General features: G+C 55.7%; 1 protein-coding gene. It reads left to right on the top strand.

Annotated elements, in window-relative coordinates; all coding sequences use genetic code 11:
• Positions 1 to 15: 15 nt before the first annotated feature.
• Entirely contained in the window at positions 16 to 20,592 is a 20,577-nt protein-coding gene (locus Pla52nx_RS09505; protein WP_197454409.1) for a tandem-95 repeat protein, read from the top strand.
• Positions 20,593 to 20,650: the final 58 nt, after the last annotated feature.

Genomic DNA, 20,650 nt, shown 5'->3' with positions numbered 1-20,650 from the left:
CGCCGTTCCAGTGTCATGTCGCGTCGAATGCAGCATGAGACACTTGAGAAGCGGGAGCTCTTGGCTGCTGAGCTGATGGCTCATCCGATCTTTGCCCCCGGAACCTCGGATGAAGTGATTCAGGAGCTCGAATCACGCATGCACGTTGGTGGATCCACCAACGGGATTCTGGCTGGTTCTCGATGGTCAATCCCTGCGAGCGGACCAAGTCCGAACACTGGCGATCCTGTGACCTTGACGTGGGGAATCGTACCTGACGGCACCCAGATCATTGAGCCAAACACGGCAGCGGTGGCGGGAACCAGCAATGTGGTTGCCTTCATGGATGGCATCTACGGTGGGTCTGGGATCAACGTCATTTCCAGCAAGCCTTGGTTTCCGTTGTTTCAACGGATCTATGACATGTGGTCAGAGCAGACCGGAATCACGCTTGTTTATGAGGCCAATGACGATGGTGCGCCGCTCGCGGAAGCCACCGCCGCGACCACCGGTGTGTTGGGGGTTCGCGCGGACATGCGTATCGGCGGGATGAACATCGACGGCAACAGCAACATCTTGGCGTTCAACTATTTTCCGGCTGCTGGCGGAGCGATTGGTGTTTCAGGTGACATGGTCATCGATACCAATGACAACTTTTATAGTCTGAATGCGGACGGACCGACGGGTCCCAACACCGCGTTGACCAACGTGTTGGCGCACGAGGTGGGGCACGGTCTGGGGATCGCGCACGTCGAGCCGATCAATCAAACGAAGTTGCTTGAGCCCTTTGTCACCACGGCGTTCTATGGCCCCCAAGAAGATGACATCTGGAATGCTCATATCTTGTACGGCGATCCTTTAGAGCCAAACGATTCGTTGGCCACCGCGAATGACTTTGGCGTGCTCAGCGATGAGCTTCGCACGGTCAACCAGGCTTCGATCGATAATTTTTCAACAGATGTTGACCTTTACGAGTTTGCTGTCACATCCCCGGCAAACATCTCCGTGGATATTTCACCCACGGGAACTCAGTACCTTGCGGGACCTCAGAACGGGACTCCGGTTCCGGTGAATCGCGGAGCACAAGTCAATCTTGGTTTTCGAGTGCTGGACAGCAGCGGTGCCGAGTTGTTGCGTGTGGACGACACCGGATTAGGACAGGGTGAGTCCACGAGTGACTTCGGTTTGACCAGTGCCGGGACCTACTTTGTAGAAGTCTTTGGCGTTTCGGGAATTGAAGCGCAGTTGTATTCGATGGACCTGCGAGTCGGGCAAACACTGGGAACGGCCGCTAATACGGGAGCGTTGCGACTGGTCTCGGTGAATCCGAATGCCGACGATATCTTCAGCCAAACAGATTTAAACAGGCTCGAGACTTCGCCCACCGAATTGACACTCAGGTTCAGTGCTGACACCGGGATTGATCCGGCGACATTGAGCAGCGGCATTGGGTTCCGGGAAGCTGGACGCGACGGAGTCTTGCAAACCGCCGATGACATTGTTGTCACGCCGGCATGGATCGGATTTGGCGACAGCGATCGCGTCGTGATTGCCCGCTTCGGTGAGCGTCTGCCCGATGGGCTTTACCGTGTAGAGGTCTATGGCGAAGGCATCAAAGAGATCGTCAACACGAATGCCGACACGTTGCGCAAGCTCAATGGCGACGCGTTTCAGCCTCGGGAGAACGGTTCGGACCGAGACACGATTGATTTCGCATTGGAGCTTGGTGCACGAGTCAGTGCTGTCGTGCCACAGCCGGTCGTTGCCAATGCGGATGGATCGGTGACTCCGCAGCGTGACGTGATTCACGTCTATTTTGATGACAACGATTTGTTCGCCGGCGGGGGAACGGACTCGCTGAAAGACCCGGCATTTTATCAGTTGATTCGTACGGGCGACACGGTTCAAAACACGGATGACATTGCTTACTTGCCCGATTCGGTGAACGTCACGGTGACGGAGCCTCAGGCGGTTCCCGATCCGTCGAACCCAGGTTCCACGATCAACATAGACGTTCGAGTCAACCGCGTGGAACTGACATTCAGCAGTGACTTGGCAGCGCTAGTGGGAACGGGAGCCTATCGGTTGAAAATCGGTAGCAAAGAGGCGGTCACGGTCGCTGGCGATCCGAGTGATATCACGACGGTGACTCCTGGTGCTGACCCGGGAGATACCGTTGGGACCGCCTTGCCATTGACCGCTTTCGGTAGCACCTCGACGTTGATGATCAATGGATCGATTGTCGGTCCTGGATTGCCATTCGATCTGCCGGGGGTGGATGGTCAGTTGGGTGCCCAGGACGTTGGCGAGCAACAGCACATCGGGGGCGCCGATGGGACTGCCGGAATCACACAGAGGAGTTTTAACTTTGCTCTGAATCGTCCCTACGCGACACTGCCTGACGGTCGTCAGCTGTTTACGTCGATCAATCCAGACCAAATGGATCGCATCCGTGAGATTTATGACTACTTCGGAGAGCAGCTGGGCGTTGATTTTGTTGAAACGGAAAGCAGCGGTACCACAGTCGTAGTGGGCGAGCTGATTGGTTTTCCCAGTGGTCCTGGAGGGACTCTCGGTGCGGCGAATTCCGCTCTGGCGGTAATGGACGCTGCGGAGAATTGGTATGACGGACCGGGACGTTCCAACACCGGGCAATTTTCGTTCTTTGAAACGGCCATTCACGAGCTTGGTCACTCCATCGGACTTGGGCACACCTATGACCTGCACCCGACGACGGTGATGGGGAGTGAGACTCAGTATGGCGGTGATTCCGAATGGAATTTTCCGGGACCAGCCGACTTGATTCACGGTCGAACCTTATATCGGCCGGACAACCGCGATGTGGACTTTTATTCCTTCAATATCGCCGCGGGCAAACGTGGGTTCTTGGACGTGGAAACGTTTGCCGAACGCACCGCAGTTGGCAGTTTGCTGGACACTCAAATTGCGCTATACCGTCAGACCGCCAGTGGTCCCGAGTTGATTGCTGCTAACAACGATTCGTTCGGTAGCGACTCCGCGTTGAGTGTGGAATTGGAGGCCGGCAATTATTTCATCGGAGTCACCGCGGACGGCAATGAGAACTACGATCCCGACATTGCTGGGAGCGGCGCAGGAGCAGATAGTTCGGGGACCTATCAGTTAAGGGTGAAGTTTACCGAGGCTACCGGACAGTCAATTTTGGATGCGGCAGGGACTCCGATAGACGGTGATGCCGATGGTGTCCCCGGCGGTGAATTCGATTTCTGGTTCCGCGCTGATGATCTGGCAGACACGCTGTACGTGAACGCCGCTGCACCGATTGGTGGTGACGGAAGTGCAGCGACTCCGTTCCGTTCGGTCGCTGACGCTTTGGCGGCCGCAGCGCCGGGACAAACCGTGCGTTTGGTCGGTAATACTGGAGCGGACGGGTCGATCGGTGTCGTGTCAGACGGATTCCAAGCGGCTGACGACAACCTGTCCTTTAACATTGGACGAATCAATTCGTTGTCGCAAACGTTGAAGGATGGCCGCAATTTGGTGGTGCCTGCTGGTGTGAACCTGATGATCGATGCGGGCGTCGTCATGAAGATGCTGGGCAGCCGCATTGCGATCGGTAGTGGTGTTGACGGGATCGATGCCAGTGAAGGCACGCTGCAGGTTTTGGGCGTTCCGCACTTGCCCGTCTTCTTTACCAGTTTCAATGACCCTGGTGTCGGATTGGAACAGAGTTCTCTCAGTCTACCACCATCGCCTGGAGACTGGGGCGGTATCGACATTCGTAACGGTGTGGATCGCTCCGAAGGACGCGTTGACTTTGAGCGGGAGGGCTTATTCATCAACTACATCGCCAACGCCAACATGCGCTACGGCGGTGGATTGGTTCAAATCAATGGTCAACCAACGACCGTGGAGCCGATCCGTTTGGACGCAGCCCGTCCGACATTGATCGGCAACGAAATCTACTTTTCCAGCTCCGCGGCGATCTCTGCCGACCCGCCGAGTTTTGAAGAAACCAAATTCACTGGCCTGCTTTATCAGCGAGACCACTCATTCGTACCTGACTATGACCGCATCGGTCCGGTGATGTACGGAAATGATCTGGTTGACAATTCAATCAATGGGGTGTTGGTGCGCATCGACGCGACTGCTAATGGCAAGGAATCGTTGCGTGTGGCGGGCCGGTTTGATGATACCGAGGTTGTGCACGTTCTGGGTGACGACTTGGTGATTGAGGGCTATGCGTCCGGTGCCAAAAGTCAGACCCAAGCGACCTCTCCACAATTGACGACGCTAACCCCCGTGGCAGCCTCAGGCGCTGGATTGGCAGCAGGCAACTACGAGTATGCGATTAGTTTCGTTGACAACTACGGATTTGAATCACTGTTATCAAATCCAACCGTGCCGGTCACCGTTGCCGCAGGTCAGGCGGTACAGTTGGGGGCTTTACCGATTGCAAACGGTGATTACGTTTCGCGTCGTTTGTACCGTCGCAATACGGCAAGTGGTGGATTCCAACTGGTTGCTGAGCTGGACCGAACGGACACAACTCATTTGGACGATGTGACGACGGCGACGACGGCGCAAGCGTTTTCGCAGTATAGAACTCGGCTGGATGCACGATTGATCGTAGATCCAGGACTCACGGTCAAGAGCACCAATGTTCGTATTGAACTCGGATTTGGCGCCGATCTGATTGCGGAAGGCGTCGAGGGACGACCTGTGATTTTCACCAGTCGCAGCGACGATCGCTATGGTGCCGGGGGAACGTTCGACACCACAGACAATGGCGACAGCACGGGTACGGCGGGCGACTGGGCAGGCATTTATTCCAGGCCGTTCAGCCGATTGAGCTTGGACAACACATTGGTAGGTTTCGCCGGCGGAACTTCATCGATCAACGGAACCAGTTCAGGTTTCAATGCGATCGAAATACGACAGTCGGATGCACGGATTGCGAATACTGTTTTCGAGTCCAACGCGAGCGGAGTTGCTGGAATCGATCCCTTTAGAGCAGGGCGGGGCCCCAATGCGCCAGCGGTAATTTATGTGTCCGGATCACAACCGACCATTTTGGACAATGTAATCAAAGGCACTGTTGGACTGAACACGGCGGCGATTTCGATCAATCTCAATGCGTTGGATGCCACGCCGGTCGTTGATGGGGGCCGTCAGACGGGCGACATCGGAATCGTTGATTCTCCCGCAGGCAATTTCGGTCCATTGATTCACGGCAATTTGCTGGAGGCAAACGGAATCGCCGGTCTGCGAATTCGTCCGGAACTTGCTGCAACCGAAATCGTTTGGGACGACACCGACATTGTACACGTGGTGAGCGGAACAATCACCGATACGAACTTACACACCTACGGTGGTATCCGTCTGCAGAGTCGAGTGGATGAGAGCCTCGTCGTTAAGTTCCTGCAGGGCAACTCCACTTTGGTTGCAGATGGAAGGGCGACCGACATATTGGATCGCGTCGGTGGCACGTTGCATGTGATCGGTCAACCGGAACATCCGGTCATTTTGACTTCGATTGATGATGACTCGGTGGGTGCCGGGTTTGATCCCTTTGGTGAACCGTTGGTGGATACCGGCGGCAACGGACTCACGCAACCACTGAGCGGTTCCTGGCGCGGATTGCAATTGAATGAATACAGCAATGACCGCAACGTTGAAACCGTTATTGAACGCGAGGGCAACTCAGCGGGTGATGGGGACTTGAATGCAACGCCGGATCTGGCGGAGACGCTGGGAACGTTGGCAAAGGACGAGAAGTCCAGCGATGAGATTTCACGTCTCGGATTCACCGTACACGGCACGATCGCATCGCCCGGTGATCAAGACGTCTACTCGTTCCGGGGGACAGCAGGCACAACGGTTTGGCTGGACATTGATCGAACCGCATCCACACTGGACAGTGTGATTGAGTTGGTCCAAGCCGATGGAACCGTGTTGGCGCGAAGTGACAACAGCCACCAGGAAGCCATCAATGGTGTGATCAACTTTCCAGGGACCGCTGGTTTGCCGATGCAACAGAGTACCTATGCGCCGACGAACTTGATCAACGGGACTTATCAAGACCTGTACACGACCAATCCGATGGACGCAGGGATGCGGGTGGTTCTGCCGGGAGCCGTCGGTTCCTCTCGCGAGTATTTCGTTCGTGTTAGCGGAGCCAATGGCAGTGTGGGCTTGTATCAGATGCAAGCCAGGCTGCGCGAAGCCGATGAATTCGGCGGATCGACTGTTCGCTACAGCGACATTCGATATGCTCAAATCGGCATTGATGTTAATGGCCTGCCGAGTCACTCGCTGTTAACAGGCGAAGGCGGCTTGAGCGCACCAGCAAACGCAATCGTTCCGGTGAATTTGGGCAGCATTGCGTCGAGTGATCGCGCGGCGATCAGTGTGTCAGGAAATCTGACTGGTGGTGGGGCGATCAATCGCTATCAGTTCCAACTGGAACGAGATTCGATTCAGGGGCAGCAGGATACGGTTCAGGGCGTCGGCGGCACGACCAACGACGCGGGTGATGAAACTTACATTGCCGCGACCTTTGACATTGACTACGGCGACGGGTTTTCGAGGCCTGACACGACACTCTTGCTCTACTGGCTGGGAGTGGACGGAACGTCGCCGGCCCGTTTGATCATGATGGGAACCAATTCCAATGTGATGGTCGACCGCGCCAATCCATTGGAAGGCACCGACATCACCGATTTGGATCGTGGTTCGGCTGGGCATCGCGACGCATTCCTGGGCACTGTGGAACTGCGGGCTGGATTCTATGAAGTCGCAGTGATCGGTGATGCTCAGATTCCGGCCGATTTGCGTCAGTCGTTCAACGCCGATCCAGCGAATCCTGACGTTCGCTTGGAACCAGTGACGTCGGTGATCCGAATCGCGGAAGACCGCTTTGCGGACAACAATCTCGCTCCCTTGGTGACAGCTGCGGCACCGATCCAAGTTGTTTTCCAGGGCGAACAGAATGCGGTGCCTTTCCAATTGGGTGACGTCGACCTGCTGGTCTTGGATTCCGATGCCGCCAACACAAGTTACGTTGGCGGTGCCAATCCGCTGATCGGATCGTTGGATGCGATTTACACGAACAATGTATCAGCATTGGGAGACATCGCGGTGCACCCTGGAGGGGTCGTTTACGCCAGCAGCGGCGCCCGAGGCGACCGAGTAGAGACGGATGCCAACACGGAGCCATTTTTCAGTATCGACGAAACCGGTCGCAACGTTGTCAATGTTGGAAACACTGGACTGCAAACCTTTGAGGGTTTCATCAACAACGGCAATCCAGCTGTTGGTCGAGCGATCATCAACGGGAATCGCGTCGGACACGGAATGGTGTTCAATGCATTGAGCTATCAAGTCATCGGTGGCGGCAACAGCACCCTCAACCTCTACGGTGTCGCCGGTCGTGGAAACGGGCAGATGACCTACACTGGGGCGACGATCAATGCACAGAATCAGATCACTGGCTTGGTTCCCGGGCTTCCTGCTCAGAACTATCTGTACCGATTGAATCCGACAACGGGTGCAGCGATCAATGCAACGGCCAATGGTGCGGGCCGGACAGGCAACGGCACCGCACGTGGCGCGGGAACCAATACGGTAGAAGTCGGTCACATCGGGATCCAAGGTGCGAACCCTGGAGATCCAGATGTTGACATCGGCTTGGTAACAGGGATTACCGATGTCGGTGGTACGCTGTATGTGGTGACGGACAACGGCTCGTTGCTATCCATTCCGCCAAACCAACAGGGAAATGGCAGCGTTGCAAATGTGCGTTACATCGGCAACATGATCACCCAGTTTCCGGGAATCAATTTCACATCGTTGACCACAGGACCAAAGAACCTGCCGCAGTACGCGAATCTGTTGTTTGCGACGGATTCGACGGGCATGTTGCATTTGTTTGACACGACCGGTGCTCCTCAAGAGCTTCTGGACTTGGGGCAAAGCACAATCCAAATGCCATCTTCGACACCCAACGGGATTGCGTTCAGTACGTTGGACATCAACCTCTGGCACCAAACTCAGCAACGCGGCGGCGACGATGGTCATGGTGCACCCGCGACAGAAGATTTGGTCCGGCCTGATACCGCTGGGCAAAGCAGTTTGTATTTCGGTTACGAGACACCCGCGGGGAACAATACTCAGGCGGGGACTTGGACGGGTCAAAATCTCGCAACCCGTTCGCTCAATTCCTACGACTTTGCAGGTGGGGCACACGGTCAGATCCAAAGTTTCGGCTTTGACTTGTCAGAGTACGGGGCGATGGACGAGCCCGTGATGTACTTCAGCTACTTTGCCGACACGCAGGACGCGGAAGCCACGATTCCGTCATCCGCCAATGCACTGGACTCGGTGAGAGTTTACGTTTCCAGTGAACAAGACCGTGGTTGGCGTTTAGTCGCAACCAACAATGGTGCCAGTGCGGGCACGCAAAACGATGGGCAAGACGAATTTGACGTCGGTGAGAGTAGATACATTGACCCAAGCGGTGATCCGCATCTGACACGGGAGCTGTTTGATCGTGCGGATTGGCGTCAAGCACGCGTCGATTTGTCTCCTTGGGCAGGTCAAAGCGATGTACGGATTCGATTTGATTTCAACACCGCCGGCGAATCGCAGGTCGATGTCGTGGAATTGGGAGCGGTGCGGCCTCAATTATTGCTGGAAGGCGATGGAACGAACCCGGCGGATCGGAATTTCACCCTCATTCACGATTCGACGGCCAACGCCACCACGTTTGAGTTTGATTTTGGGTTGGTCCTGCAGCCGACATCGGGGCAGGCGATCAATCACAATGACACGTTCACGTTGACCAATCCGTTTAGTGCGCCCGTTACTTTCCGCTACGTCGATCTGGCAGTTGCGGCCCCTGCGAACTCGCGAGATATCGGGTTCAACAAGTCCGACACGGCTGCGACGATCTCGAACAATACTCGGGCAGCGTTGCAGGCGAATGGTTTCACAACAATCCTTGATCCGACGACCCCCAACCGTTTCGGGGTTCCTGGAAATAACCCAACGATCGGTGGAGTTCAGTTCAATCCGTCAAACCCATTGATCAGTTCGTTTGCGATTGATCTTGCTGGCGTTCAGACGTTTGGTGCCATCCCAATCCCGATTTCTGTCAATTCGACGACTGGTCAAATTGCGACCACGATGCAGACGGTGATTGCGACTCAGTACCACGCCGGACTTGGTCCTGTTTCGCTTGCTCCCTATCAGTTGTACGGTACGGCAGGAAACGAGTCTGTGCGAATGTACGGCTTCACGCTTTTGGATGCCGGATCTTTGATCTACTTCCAGAATGATGAGACGAGTACGACGACACCGGGGGCTCCTGGGCAGCGCGCGGGTGCTTACAGTGGGTCAGCGGTTGCAGGGCTCTCGCGTAACGTATTGAACACGAGAGGCAGACGCGCCGAAAACAATGCGTTCGAAGGTTTCTTCATTGACGACGTGATCATCGGTTTTGCCGAACGCGGCGAATTGGTGCTCGATGCGAATCCCGGAATTGCCACGGCGGACAATCCGTACCACACTCCATCATTCTTGCCAGGCGGAGCAACTCCGTCGGTTGTGGATGCGGGGCCATTCCAGTTGGAAGTTCGTTTGTCGGCGGAGTATGCGATCCCCGGGGCAGTGGGACCTGGGCTGACCCAACCAGTACGTTCCTATGACACCAACGACATCATCGGCGAAGGGATCTCGCTCCAGTTGACCGGGCTGCATGGCTCGCAAATCGTCGACGGCTCTTTTGTCTCCTTGTCCGACGGACTGAAGACCCTTCGTTTTGAGTTTAATAACCTGGACGATGGCGTTGGGACTGCTCCGACCACGGGAGCGATCCCGGTTCCATACAACAGTCAATCAACGGACGTTGAATTGGCCACTGCCTTGAGGGATGCGATCAATCAACCGTTCGTCCAGGATTCATTCTTGGTAAGCGCAGCGTCGCCGGATGGCCGAGTGACGACTGGGATTGGGTTCTCCGACACAGTGTTCCTGCAAGGTCCGGCTGCGGCGGATATTCTTGGTGGACTCAATTTTGCACCAACGATTCCCGGATTGACCTTCGTTCAGCACGGTGTGGAGTTTTTTGGCCCAGATTCTCAGGGCTCAATTGTGCCCTATGGTCCGGACAATGGTGACTCCAATCGTTATCGAGATCAGGGGCAGGTGATCCTACAGAACAACGTGATCGTTGACAGTTCGACATTCGGTATCTCGGTGGATGCCGGACGTCGAAACCGAGACGATGTCAGCACGCTGGGCAGCAATGATCTGCCACGTCCTGGTACTGTGCGAGCTTTCCCGACGCTGAACCAGAATCAAACGGCTCCGGGCGTCGTGATCGTCAACAACATCCTTGCGGATAACGCGTTCGCCGGTATTTCGCTCGTTGGGGACGCGCAGACAGGGGCCGTTCCGGCACCATCACCCTTTGCTCGCGTTGTGAACAATACGATCGTTGGTGGTAACGTCGGAATCGATGTGTCGATCAACGCCGCGCCGACGTTGGTGAACAACGCTGTCGTGGGAAACGCCATTGGTGTACGAGCGGACGGCAGCATCAATGACATCGAGTTGTTTGCAATGTTGTATTCGGGCAACGCGCAGCCGACTCAAAATGTGGGAGCGGGCGGGTTTGCAGTGTTCGTTCCGACCGGTGACCCGTTGTTTGTGGATCAAGCCAACCGGAACTTCTACCCGGCCGCTGGTTCGTTGCTGATTGATAACGCCACGGGGTTGGTTGATGAGCGATTCGATTTGGCCAATCTGCGAGGTGCCCTCGGAATTGCGGAGTCACCGATCTTTGCTCCGTTCACGGACTTGGCCGGGCAACGCCGTTCCGACACGTCGGGCAACAACAATGGTTCCGGAACGGGGCCGAGTGTCTTTGTTGACATTGGTGCTTTGGACCGAGTCGACAATTTCGGCCCGATCGCTGAATTGACTGATCCTTTGGATAACGGTGCCGATGGCCGGGACATCGATGGTTTCGCGACTTACGTTCGCTTGGCAAGTGGTACACAGGGACAGTTCCTGATTCAGTTGCGAGATACGGATGGAACCGGTTTGGATGACAATACGGTGTTGGAGCAAGCCATTGTCTTGACTGAGAATGGTCGGCGATTGATTCCAGGAACCGATTTCACCTACGCATACTCGGCCACAACCAACACGATTGCGTTAACGCCAGCTGGCGGTGTTTGGGATCCGAGCTCTGCCTACGAGATCACGCTCAATAACCGCGACCGAGTTGTCGTCAGTGTCAGTGATGGGCTCGGAGTCCAGGATGGTGAGCAATTCACGATTCAGGACGACAGCGGCAATTTGGCGACGTTTGAATACGACAGCGGCTATGTGTTGCAAGTCGCACAGACGTTGAGTTTGCAGGTCGTCAGCGATGTTTCGGGATTCTTGGATCAGCAGACCTTTAGCATCACGTCGCCAGATGGCCTGACGGAGATTTTCTTTGAGTTCGATAAGTTGGGCGGCGTCACGTCGCCTAATATTCCGATCGACATCACGTCGCCAAATCCGTTGAATCCTCAGGTCTCAGCGTCCGATGTACGCGATGCGATCTTGGCGGCACTCAGCGATCCGGCGATCAAGGCAGCCCTTTCGATCGACCCGATCGCGGTGGGCGCAGACCGAATTCAGCTGGGCAGTCAAGCGGGAGCAGTCGTCACCGAGGCGCTCAACGGTTTGCTCGTTGATGGTGTCGATCAAGGCATCGCGGTGGGCGATTACTTCTTGTACGCATCGAGTGATGGCATCACCCGTCAATTCGAATTTGTCGATGCCTCCAATCCCGTAAAAACCCTGCTACCGACCACGGATGTCATTCCGCTCAACGGCACCGAGACGCCCGAGCAAATCGCCGACCTGATCGGTTCGGCGGTTCGTGCGTCCGGGTTGGATCTGGCAGCCCGTGGTTTGGAAGACGGTCGCGTCTACTTCGGCGGCATGCAAGGCGACACGATCGACATTCAATCAGGCGGATTGTCAATCATTGGGACTCCTGCTGTCACCGGTAAATTGATGATGACGGTGCCATCGGCTGCCACTGGAGCAACTGTCTCTGGTGAGCAGGTGACGGTTACCATCGGCAACAACACACGAACGTTCTTGTTGACGACAAACTCATCTGTCGTGACGAGCGACCGAATCGTGCTGCTGCTGCCGACAGCGGATGCGACAGTGATCGCCCAGACGTTGGCTGCTGCGATCGACAGCGAGTTCGCGGCAACCAGCACCACGAGTACGAATAACGTGATCGCTCTGGGCGAACCGAACTTCAGTCAAGGTTCTGCTTCACCGATCAATTCATCCGTTGATGTCTCAAGCAGTTCGTTGACGACGACTGGCGTGGCGGGCGGTGTGATCCGAGTCCCATTCATTCCATCGGCAATTGACTATCCGGCCAACACGCTGGCGGCGGAGATCATTTCCGCGATCGAGCGTAGCGGCTTGACCACGACCACGTTTGCGCCCGGTGGAGGAACCATTTGGTTGGACAACACGACTGCGGTAACGGGGCCACAGAACGGCGTTGTTCGTTCGATCCGCGACCTCGCTGGCAATCCGTTGCAGGCGAACCGTGTGAATCGCGAGACTCAGTTCACGATCTTGATGCCCGGTGTTGAGCTGGACTTTGGCGACGCACCAAGTCGGTTGACTACGATTCCAGGTTATTTGACCCTGTTGGCAGAGAACGGAGCACGCCATACCGTTTCGCCCGCTGGAGGTCCAAGTCTGGGAGATGCATCGGATTCTCGTCGCAACATAGATACCGAAACGGATGCATTCGCCTTCCCGCTGAGCGACGACACAGCATCGGTCATCAGCGCGGTTGCGACGGGGGCAGGATCGTTCACGATCAACAACGTGGTGTTGGGTGAAGAGCTGGATATTACCGTGGATACCGCCGCGGGCGCGGCGGGCGACATTTTGTCGATCACGATCGACGGCAGCGCTCGGACCTACGAGTTGATCTCTGCGGGCAACACGACGTTTGCCAGTGACGTCGGAATCATCCGAGTTCCCGGCGAACCGTCCAGCGTATTGGCACAGCGTGTTGCTGCGGCAGTTTCGGCTGACTTGAAAGTCAATGCCATTCGCACGTCGGTGCTGTACACCGGCAACTCGGCAAGCTTTAGTGTGTCAACGTTTAACGACGAAGACGGAGTGGGAATCAGTTCTGGCAGCGGAGGCGTTCCTGCCGGAGTGTTTGTCGATCCTGACTCTGGCCAAGTGATCAGCTTCCTCAATCCATTGGATTCCAGCGGCGCCGAAGTCATCGTGGAGACCACGGGCGGCGGTCTGCTGGATGCCTGGATCGACTTCAACGGTGACGGGGACTTCCTGGATCCCAATGAGCAAGTATTGCGAAATCAGGTCGTCTTGGACGGCGAGAACACGGTAACGATTTTGACACCGACATCTCCAGCGGTACTCGCCGGTGGATTGACCGGGTCGACCTGGGCACGTTTCCGCATCAGCAGCACCGGCAACTTGACTCCTAGTGGAGTCGCGATCGGTGGCGAAGTGGAAGACTATCCCGTGTTCATCGCGTCTGCGGTACTGCCCGTGCCTACGGGCGCAACCTGTGTCACGCCAGACAACTCTTGCACCATTGCGGAAGCCCCTGAGATGCCGGTTTCCGGCGACGAACTCAATGGGGTCGTCAGCGGAACGTTCTCGGTGGCGAGTCCGATTGCGGTACAGTATGAACTGGAACGAGGACCGAGCAATGCCGCGGCGATTGGGTTTGGTGCCAGCGGCACGGGCTTTGACTTGGATCCCAACACGGGCGGTTTCTCGTACCTGCCGCGGGATGATTTCTATGGCCAAGATTTCTTTACCTATCGAGTGATCGAGACGCAGACGATAGAAGGTGTCACCCTGCCGGTTCGCAGCAGTGTCGTGGCGACCGTTACGATCAATGTCACTCCGGTCAATGATCCTCCGGTGGCAGAGGACAAGTTGGATTTCATCACGACGGAACCGACCGACACCAACACGAGCACAGCAGTCACGATTACGAAGGCCGAGTTGTTGACCAACGCGTTGCCGATGTCGGACACTGCGACTCAGTTGCCTCCGTGGAACGAGTCTGAGCAAACGCTGACGGTTCAAAGCATCTCAGTGGTGGATGCCTCAGGCAACATTGTGGTGGCTGCCGCAGGAGTCCCAACAGAAACTTATGTCTCTGACGGTGCGGGAGGCTTTGTTGTCGCGGGCACGGTGACGACGACTGAACTCAATGGAGAAGTGTTGTCGGTCGTGTTCCAGCCAGACGCTGACTACAACGAGAACAATCCGTCCGACGGAGCGAATGGGTCTCGGGCAACGTTCTATTACACCGTCACTGATGACGGAATGACGACTTTGCCGAATGGCAACCCTGCCGTTCCGATGCCGGCACCTGAAACAGTTCAACGGCAGATTCAAGTGCGTGTTCTGCCGATGAATGACCCGCCGACATCGTCCTTCGTTCCGATCGTGATCGACAGTTCGACGTTGGGCGCCACACTGCAGGAAGACACTGATTTTGTCATCCCTGAATCCTACCTGTTGAGCTTTGCCTCACCGGGCACGACGGCAGGTGATGACGAAGACAATCCGGTCAATGGCAATGTGTTCTTGGTTGAACAGCAAGGCTTGACGACCGCCGTTCCGATCGGCCCCGTCAATGCGGGAATCGCGGTGCACGACACCGCGACCGGTACGGGATACATCATGCACAGTCAGACGAGTGTGTTCACGCGATTTGCCGCCTCGCCTCCGCCCATGACTTCGCTCGGGCTCAATAGCCAGAACATGGTCGCCGTGCGATTCTTCTTTGGATCGTGGCAATACAGCAACGACACAACTTGGATCAATTTCACGCCCGATCCGACCGACCGCTTGATTGCGGATGTCGATTTTGATGCCAACACCATCAGCGGCTTGCTGTATGCGTTTGGCAGCGTCAACGGCATCGAGCAAGGATACGTCGACAGCGATTTGACGTTCATCTCCAATCGATTCAATGGGCTCAACGACGATGGTGAGTTCACGATCCAGGGAACGCAGTTCCTGATTTCGGCTGAACCGAATTTCCCACCACAGTTCCGTCCGTTCCCGTTGACGACGACCAATGGTGGTACCGTTTCGTTTGACACGAACACTCGGGAACTGACGTACAGCCCGCCGGCTGATTACTACGGCCCCGATTCGTTCACGTACTTCGTCGCTGACGAGGGCATTGACGTCGTGTTGGACGCAAATGGAGATCCGGTGCTGGATATCAATGGAGATCCGGTAACCGTGGTGAACATCAAGTACGCACCGGGCACCGTCAGCCTGGACATCGCACCGGTGAATGATCCGCCATTTGCTCCAGACCAGTCGTTTGTCACTGACGAGGACACTGTGATCACCATCACGGCGGCTGAATTGGTCGCTGGCGTTCAGGGCGATGCGATGGTAAATCCGGACTTTGATTTCTTCCCATTCAATGAATCGAATCAGAATCCCAGTGTGATCAATCCCAATGCCGCATTCGTCACCAAACTGGCTATTTCGGACGGCATCCTGACAACGGAAGTGTCTGCATTGGCACCGCCTGCATTGACAGACGAGTTCCCAACGACCAACGGCACCATCACCAATATTCAGTTTGACGTCTCGGGTAACCTGATTTCGCTGGACTACCGTCCTGATCAGGACTTCAATTCCCAAGATCCGACTGGAGGCACAAACAGCCGATTGGACGGGTTTGGGTTTACTGTTTCAGACGATGGACGTTCCTTCTACAACGGCGCATTTGTGCAAGGCACACCGTTAACGATGGATGCCAACGCCGAGATCTACGTCCGTGCGATGAACGATGCTCCGCTTCCTGGCGACGATTTGATCACCAGTGATCCAACAGGGGCCTGGATGACGTTCTTTGCATCGGCGCCTCCGACACCCCAGGAAGATCGAACTCTGTTGATTCCGACCGCGTTCGTGCTTCGCAACGACGAGAACTCTCGTGCCACTGCGATTGACGAACGAGCCAATGTCACGGACAGCGCCAATCTGACCCTGGTGCCGACGTCGATCACGACGGCATTGGGAGGAACGGTTCAGCTGACGGCCAATGGTTTGGTATACACGCCTCCCGCCAACGTTTATGGCTTGGATACGTTTGAGTATCGAGTTCGCGACAACGGTGTCGATGAACTGGCATTGAGCCCCTCGCAACCGTTTGGGAATCTGCAACTCAATCCTGCAGAATCCAACGGTACGATTTCGATCCTGTTGGATCCTGTCAACGATCGCCCAGAAGCGTTCGATCGATCGCTCAGTGGAGTGGAGGACAACACAATCACGTTTGATGTCAACGATCTGTTGAATCTGACGGGATCCACGCCTGCCCTGCCCAGCGATGCCACTCCGCAGCCGAATGCTCCGTACAATGAAGTGGAGCAGACATTGCGAATTGTCGGATTTGCTGATGGAGATGAATCCGTTGACGTCAACGATTTGATCGATCCATTGACGAACAACGACGGTGACGGAACGCTGACGATGACCACTGTCTCCGGTGGCACGCTGAGCTTTACCTTTGTCGATGGTGCGTTTACGACCGGGGTGTATACGCCTGCGGACGACTACAACCGCCGAACGCCCTTTGCTGCGGTCGAGGTGTTCACCTACATCGTTGCCGATGACGGTTTGACGGTGGTGCCTGGTAGCGGAATCGTTGATGGTTCACTGATTGACTCGCAGGTCGATTTGGTAGACCAGAGATCGGTGCCGGCGACGGTAACGATTTCGGTGGCACCTGAGAACGATGCACCAACGTTTGCGTTCAACCCTGTGGTCAATGTCTTGGAGCGAGACGACAACGGAGAAACGCTGGTTCCTGGTTGGGCGACAAGCATCAGCCCTGGACCGCCATCGGCGTTGGATGAATTGCAGCGTGAGTCGGTGGTGTTCTCGATCGTGACAAGCGAGTCGATCATCCCTGCTGGACTGTTTTGGAAGGATCCATTGATCTCATCAAATGGCTCGATCTCGGTATTCCCTGCTCCGGATCAGTTCGGCTCGGCTGAGATTGTGGTGGACGTGATGGATGCTGATCCATTCGACCCCACGTTCGTGCCGATTCAATCACGAATTACGTTCCAGTTGAATGTTCAGCCGGTGAATGATCCTCCGCGTTTGGAATCGAGTTTGGCTGGAACCAGCGATTCGGCTTCGCCAGATGAGGCCTACACGATCGCCAATGACGGAACACTCACCTATGTGTTGAAAGAAGACAACACTCAAGCTGGCGGAACAGTCCAACCATTCGAGTTGTTTGCGAGAAACACAACTCCGGTCACTGATCCGTATCGCCAACCCGGATTGTTGGACGTATTCAATGCTGGTCCTGCCAACGAAGTCGGAAACTTCAGCGGTGGCTCTCAGATCCTGCGGATCACGGGTTTCCCAGCAACGACTGCCTTGGGCGGAACGTTGCAACCTGTGACGGACATCAATGGCGACGTCGTATCGCTGCTCTACACTCCACCGGTTGATCGCAATACCAACATCAACGCGATCGATTCGTTTACCTACCAAGTAACGGATGACAGTCCACTTGGTGGAGAGACCTATTCGCTCTTTGGTCAGGGTTTGATCGACGACAGACGCTCGGTGACGAACCGTGTGCAGTTGGTCCTCAATCCGGTAAATGACCGCCCATCGTTTGACACAGTTTCGTTGAACCTGGAAGTGGCGGAAGATGCTAGCGTGCAGCGGTCCACCGGATTTGCGTTCAATATTTCAGCAGGTCCGATCGGAACGGCAACGGATGAGACAAACATCACAACCGGCCAAACGTTGACGTTCGATGTCAATCCGTTGAGCTATGCGATCGCGAATCAGTCTGACTTCTTCGTCTCGCCGCCAAGTCTTTCGACAACGGGCGTGTTGACCTATCAACCCGCAGAAGACGTGTTCGGCCGCTTCGAGTTTGAAATCATCTTGCGAGATTCCGGCGCATCCGATTTGGCGCGTGGTGACCTGAATGAATCGGTACCCGTGACATTGACGATCGATGTCTTGCCGTCCAACGACGCTCCCGAACTGCGTGCCGGGGTGAGCCCATTGGCGTTCAGCGTACAGGAAGACATGCCGATTGACTTCTCGGTAGCCGGCGGGTTGGCTGCAGGCGACTTGTTGGGCTCCTATAACGTGGGAGCGGTCAATGAGGCCGCTAATCTAGCTCCCGCACCGGGCGGAAATCAGACGTTGTCGTTGGGTCCGAACTTCCCGACAACCACTTCGCAGGGCGGAACGCTGACACCGATTCTGGACAGCAACAATTTGGTGACCGGGTACCAATATCAGCCCCCGGTTGATTTTGTGGGTACGGACAGTTTCGTCTACAGCGTTGTCGACGACGGTCAGTCCGTTGCCTTGGGAACCGGCGGAGTCGGGTTTGATGATGCACGGACCACGATGGTGACCGTCCCCATCACGGTGACGCCGGTCAACGATGCACCGTTGTTCTCAGGTGGCAATGACGTCTTCGTCGACGAAGGTGCCGGCGAAGTCACATTGGTCGACTGGATGGTCGGCTTGGCTGTCGGACCGTCCACAGCGAATGATGAGCTCAATGGAACGTTTACCTCGAGTCCACAAACGCTGTCGTTGAGTTTGAACATTATCAGCGGAGGTGGATTGTTCGACGTGGGGGGTTCGCCGACGATCACACTGGATGGTGATGCAGCTACGCTGCAATTCACAGCTCTGCCCGATGCGAATGGAATCGCAGTCGTCGATGTGATCTTGTCGGATTCAGGTCCTAACAGTGCTCCCAACGGCGATGTGAATTCGATCGTCCACCGTTTTGAGATCAATGTTGCGGCGATCAACGATGCCCCGACATTCACGCCGGGGGCCGACATCGTTGTGGACGAAGATTCTGGAGCATATTCCAGCGTGAATCCTTGGGCGACGAACATTTCACCCGGACCTGCTGAGGAGGCAACGACTCAAACCGTTACGGGATTTGAAGTCTTGTCCCCGGTCGGTTCACCGTCTTTGTTTAGCGTGCCTCCGGCCATTGATGCCAATGGATTCTTGACGTTTACCCTCGCACCTGATGCATCGGGCGTCGTCGATTTGGATGTCACGGCGATTGATTCGTTGGGTGGCCGATCCAACACGGTGACGTTGAACGTGACAATCAACGGAACCGATGATCCACCGACGCCGATGGACGATGTGCTCACCACGGACGAAGACACCGTGGTGCGGATCCAGGCATCGGAATTGCTGGCGAATGATGGTGACCCTGATTTGCCCGCAGACGTTCTTACCGTCGTCTTGAACTCACAGTTCACGACAACCTTGGGTGCGACCGCGACTTACAACAGCATCACTGGTGAAATCGTTTACGACCCGACCACTTCAGCTACCCTGAAGGCCATGGGGCCCAATGAAACGATGGTCGATAGTTTCACGTACGCTGTTGTCGACGCAAACGGAGAGGTGCCCGCGCCGACGGCACAGGTGTCCATCACGGTGACGGGGATCAATGACGCACCGGACGTTGGAGACGACACCTTTGACGTGGCACCGGATACGACAACGTTGCTGTTGCCTTTGCTCAACGATTCCGACAGTGATGGTAGCATCGACCCAGCGACGGTCATTATCACCACTCAACCCACATCCGGTGCGTTGGTGAACAATGGCGACGGCACGCTGAGTTACACACCCGCAACCGGTTTCCGAGGAACGGTTCAATTCCAGTACACGGTTGCTGATCTTGCTGGTCAGCAAAGCCAGCAGGGGAATGTGACACTGCGAGTCGGCTTGGCTCCCGAAGCGGTGAATGATCTGCTGGGAACGTCAGTTGATGTCGCGGTCGAGTTGGATGTGTTAGCAAATGACATCGGCCAACCCGATCCGACGAAGATCACCGTGGTGACACAGCCGACCAATGGAGTTGCCACCGTGTTGCCAAACGGCACGATCCGGTACACGCCAAACCTTGGATTCACCGGAACCGATTCGTTGGAGTATTCGGTCGCGGATGTGACCGGATTCGAAAGCAACACGGCAACAGTCGACTTGGTGGTCGTGCAGAGCACGTTACAGAATCCGATTGCGTTCAACGACGTCAACGCGAGCGGAGAAGTCACTGCATTGGACGCGTTGATCATCGTGAACCGATTGCGATTGAACGACGACCGACCCAATCCGATTCTGGTATCGCCCACCGATCGCGGTCCTGACTACTACGATGTCAACGGCGACGGCAAGATCACAGCCTTGGATGCCTTGCTGGTGGTCAATGAAATCGCCCGACTGAGGGGACTTGAGCCTGAAGGCGAATTCGTCACCGTCAACACGCTGAGTGATCAGATTGAAGCACCCACACCAGCGGTGATCGAGGGCTACCCGATCGACCAGATTGAAACGCTGCAGTCGGTCACTGACAGGATCGTGGCGACGTCGACGATGTCCCGCGTGGATGTCGAGTTGATTGATGTCATCAGCGATTCGTCGGATCGAGATGAAGACGCCGAAAGCAAGGCGATCGATGAGGCGTTGATCGATTTTGAGCTGTAGGCGTTGAGAATCTGTTCTACGTCGGAGGATTGGCAGGTTGCAAACCTGCCCCACGGGT

Origin of the sequence: Stieleria varia (assembly GCF_038443385.1) — a bacterium.
Lineage (GTDB): Bacteria > Planctomycetota > Planctomycetia > Pirellulales > Pirellulaceae > Stieleria > Stieleria varia.
This window is presented reverse-complemented; position numbering and strand designations above follow the sequence as displayed.

What these genes read in the sequence shown, in the direction of transcription:
- Pla52nx_RS09505 (WP_197454409.1), top strand. Translation starts at nt 16, where the DNA reads ATGTCGCGTCGAATGCAGCATGAGACACTTGAGAAGCGGGAGCTCTTG.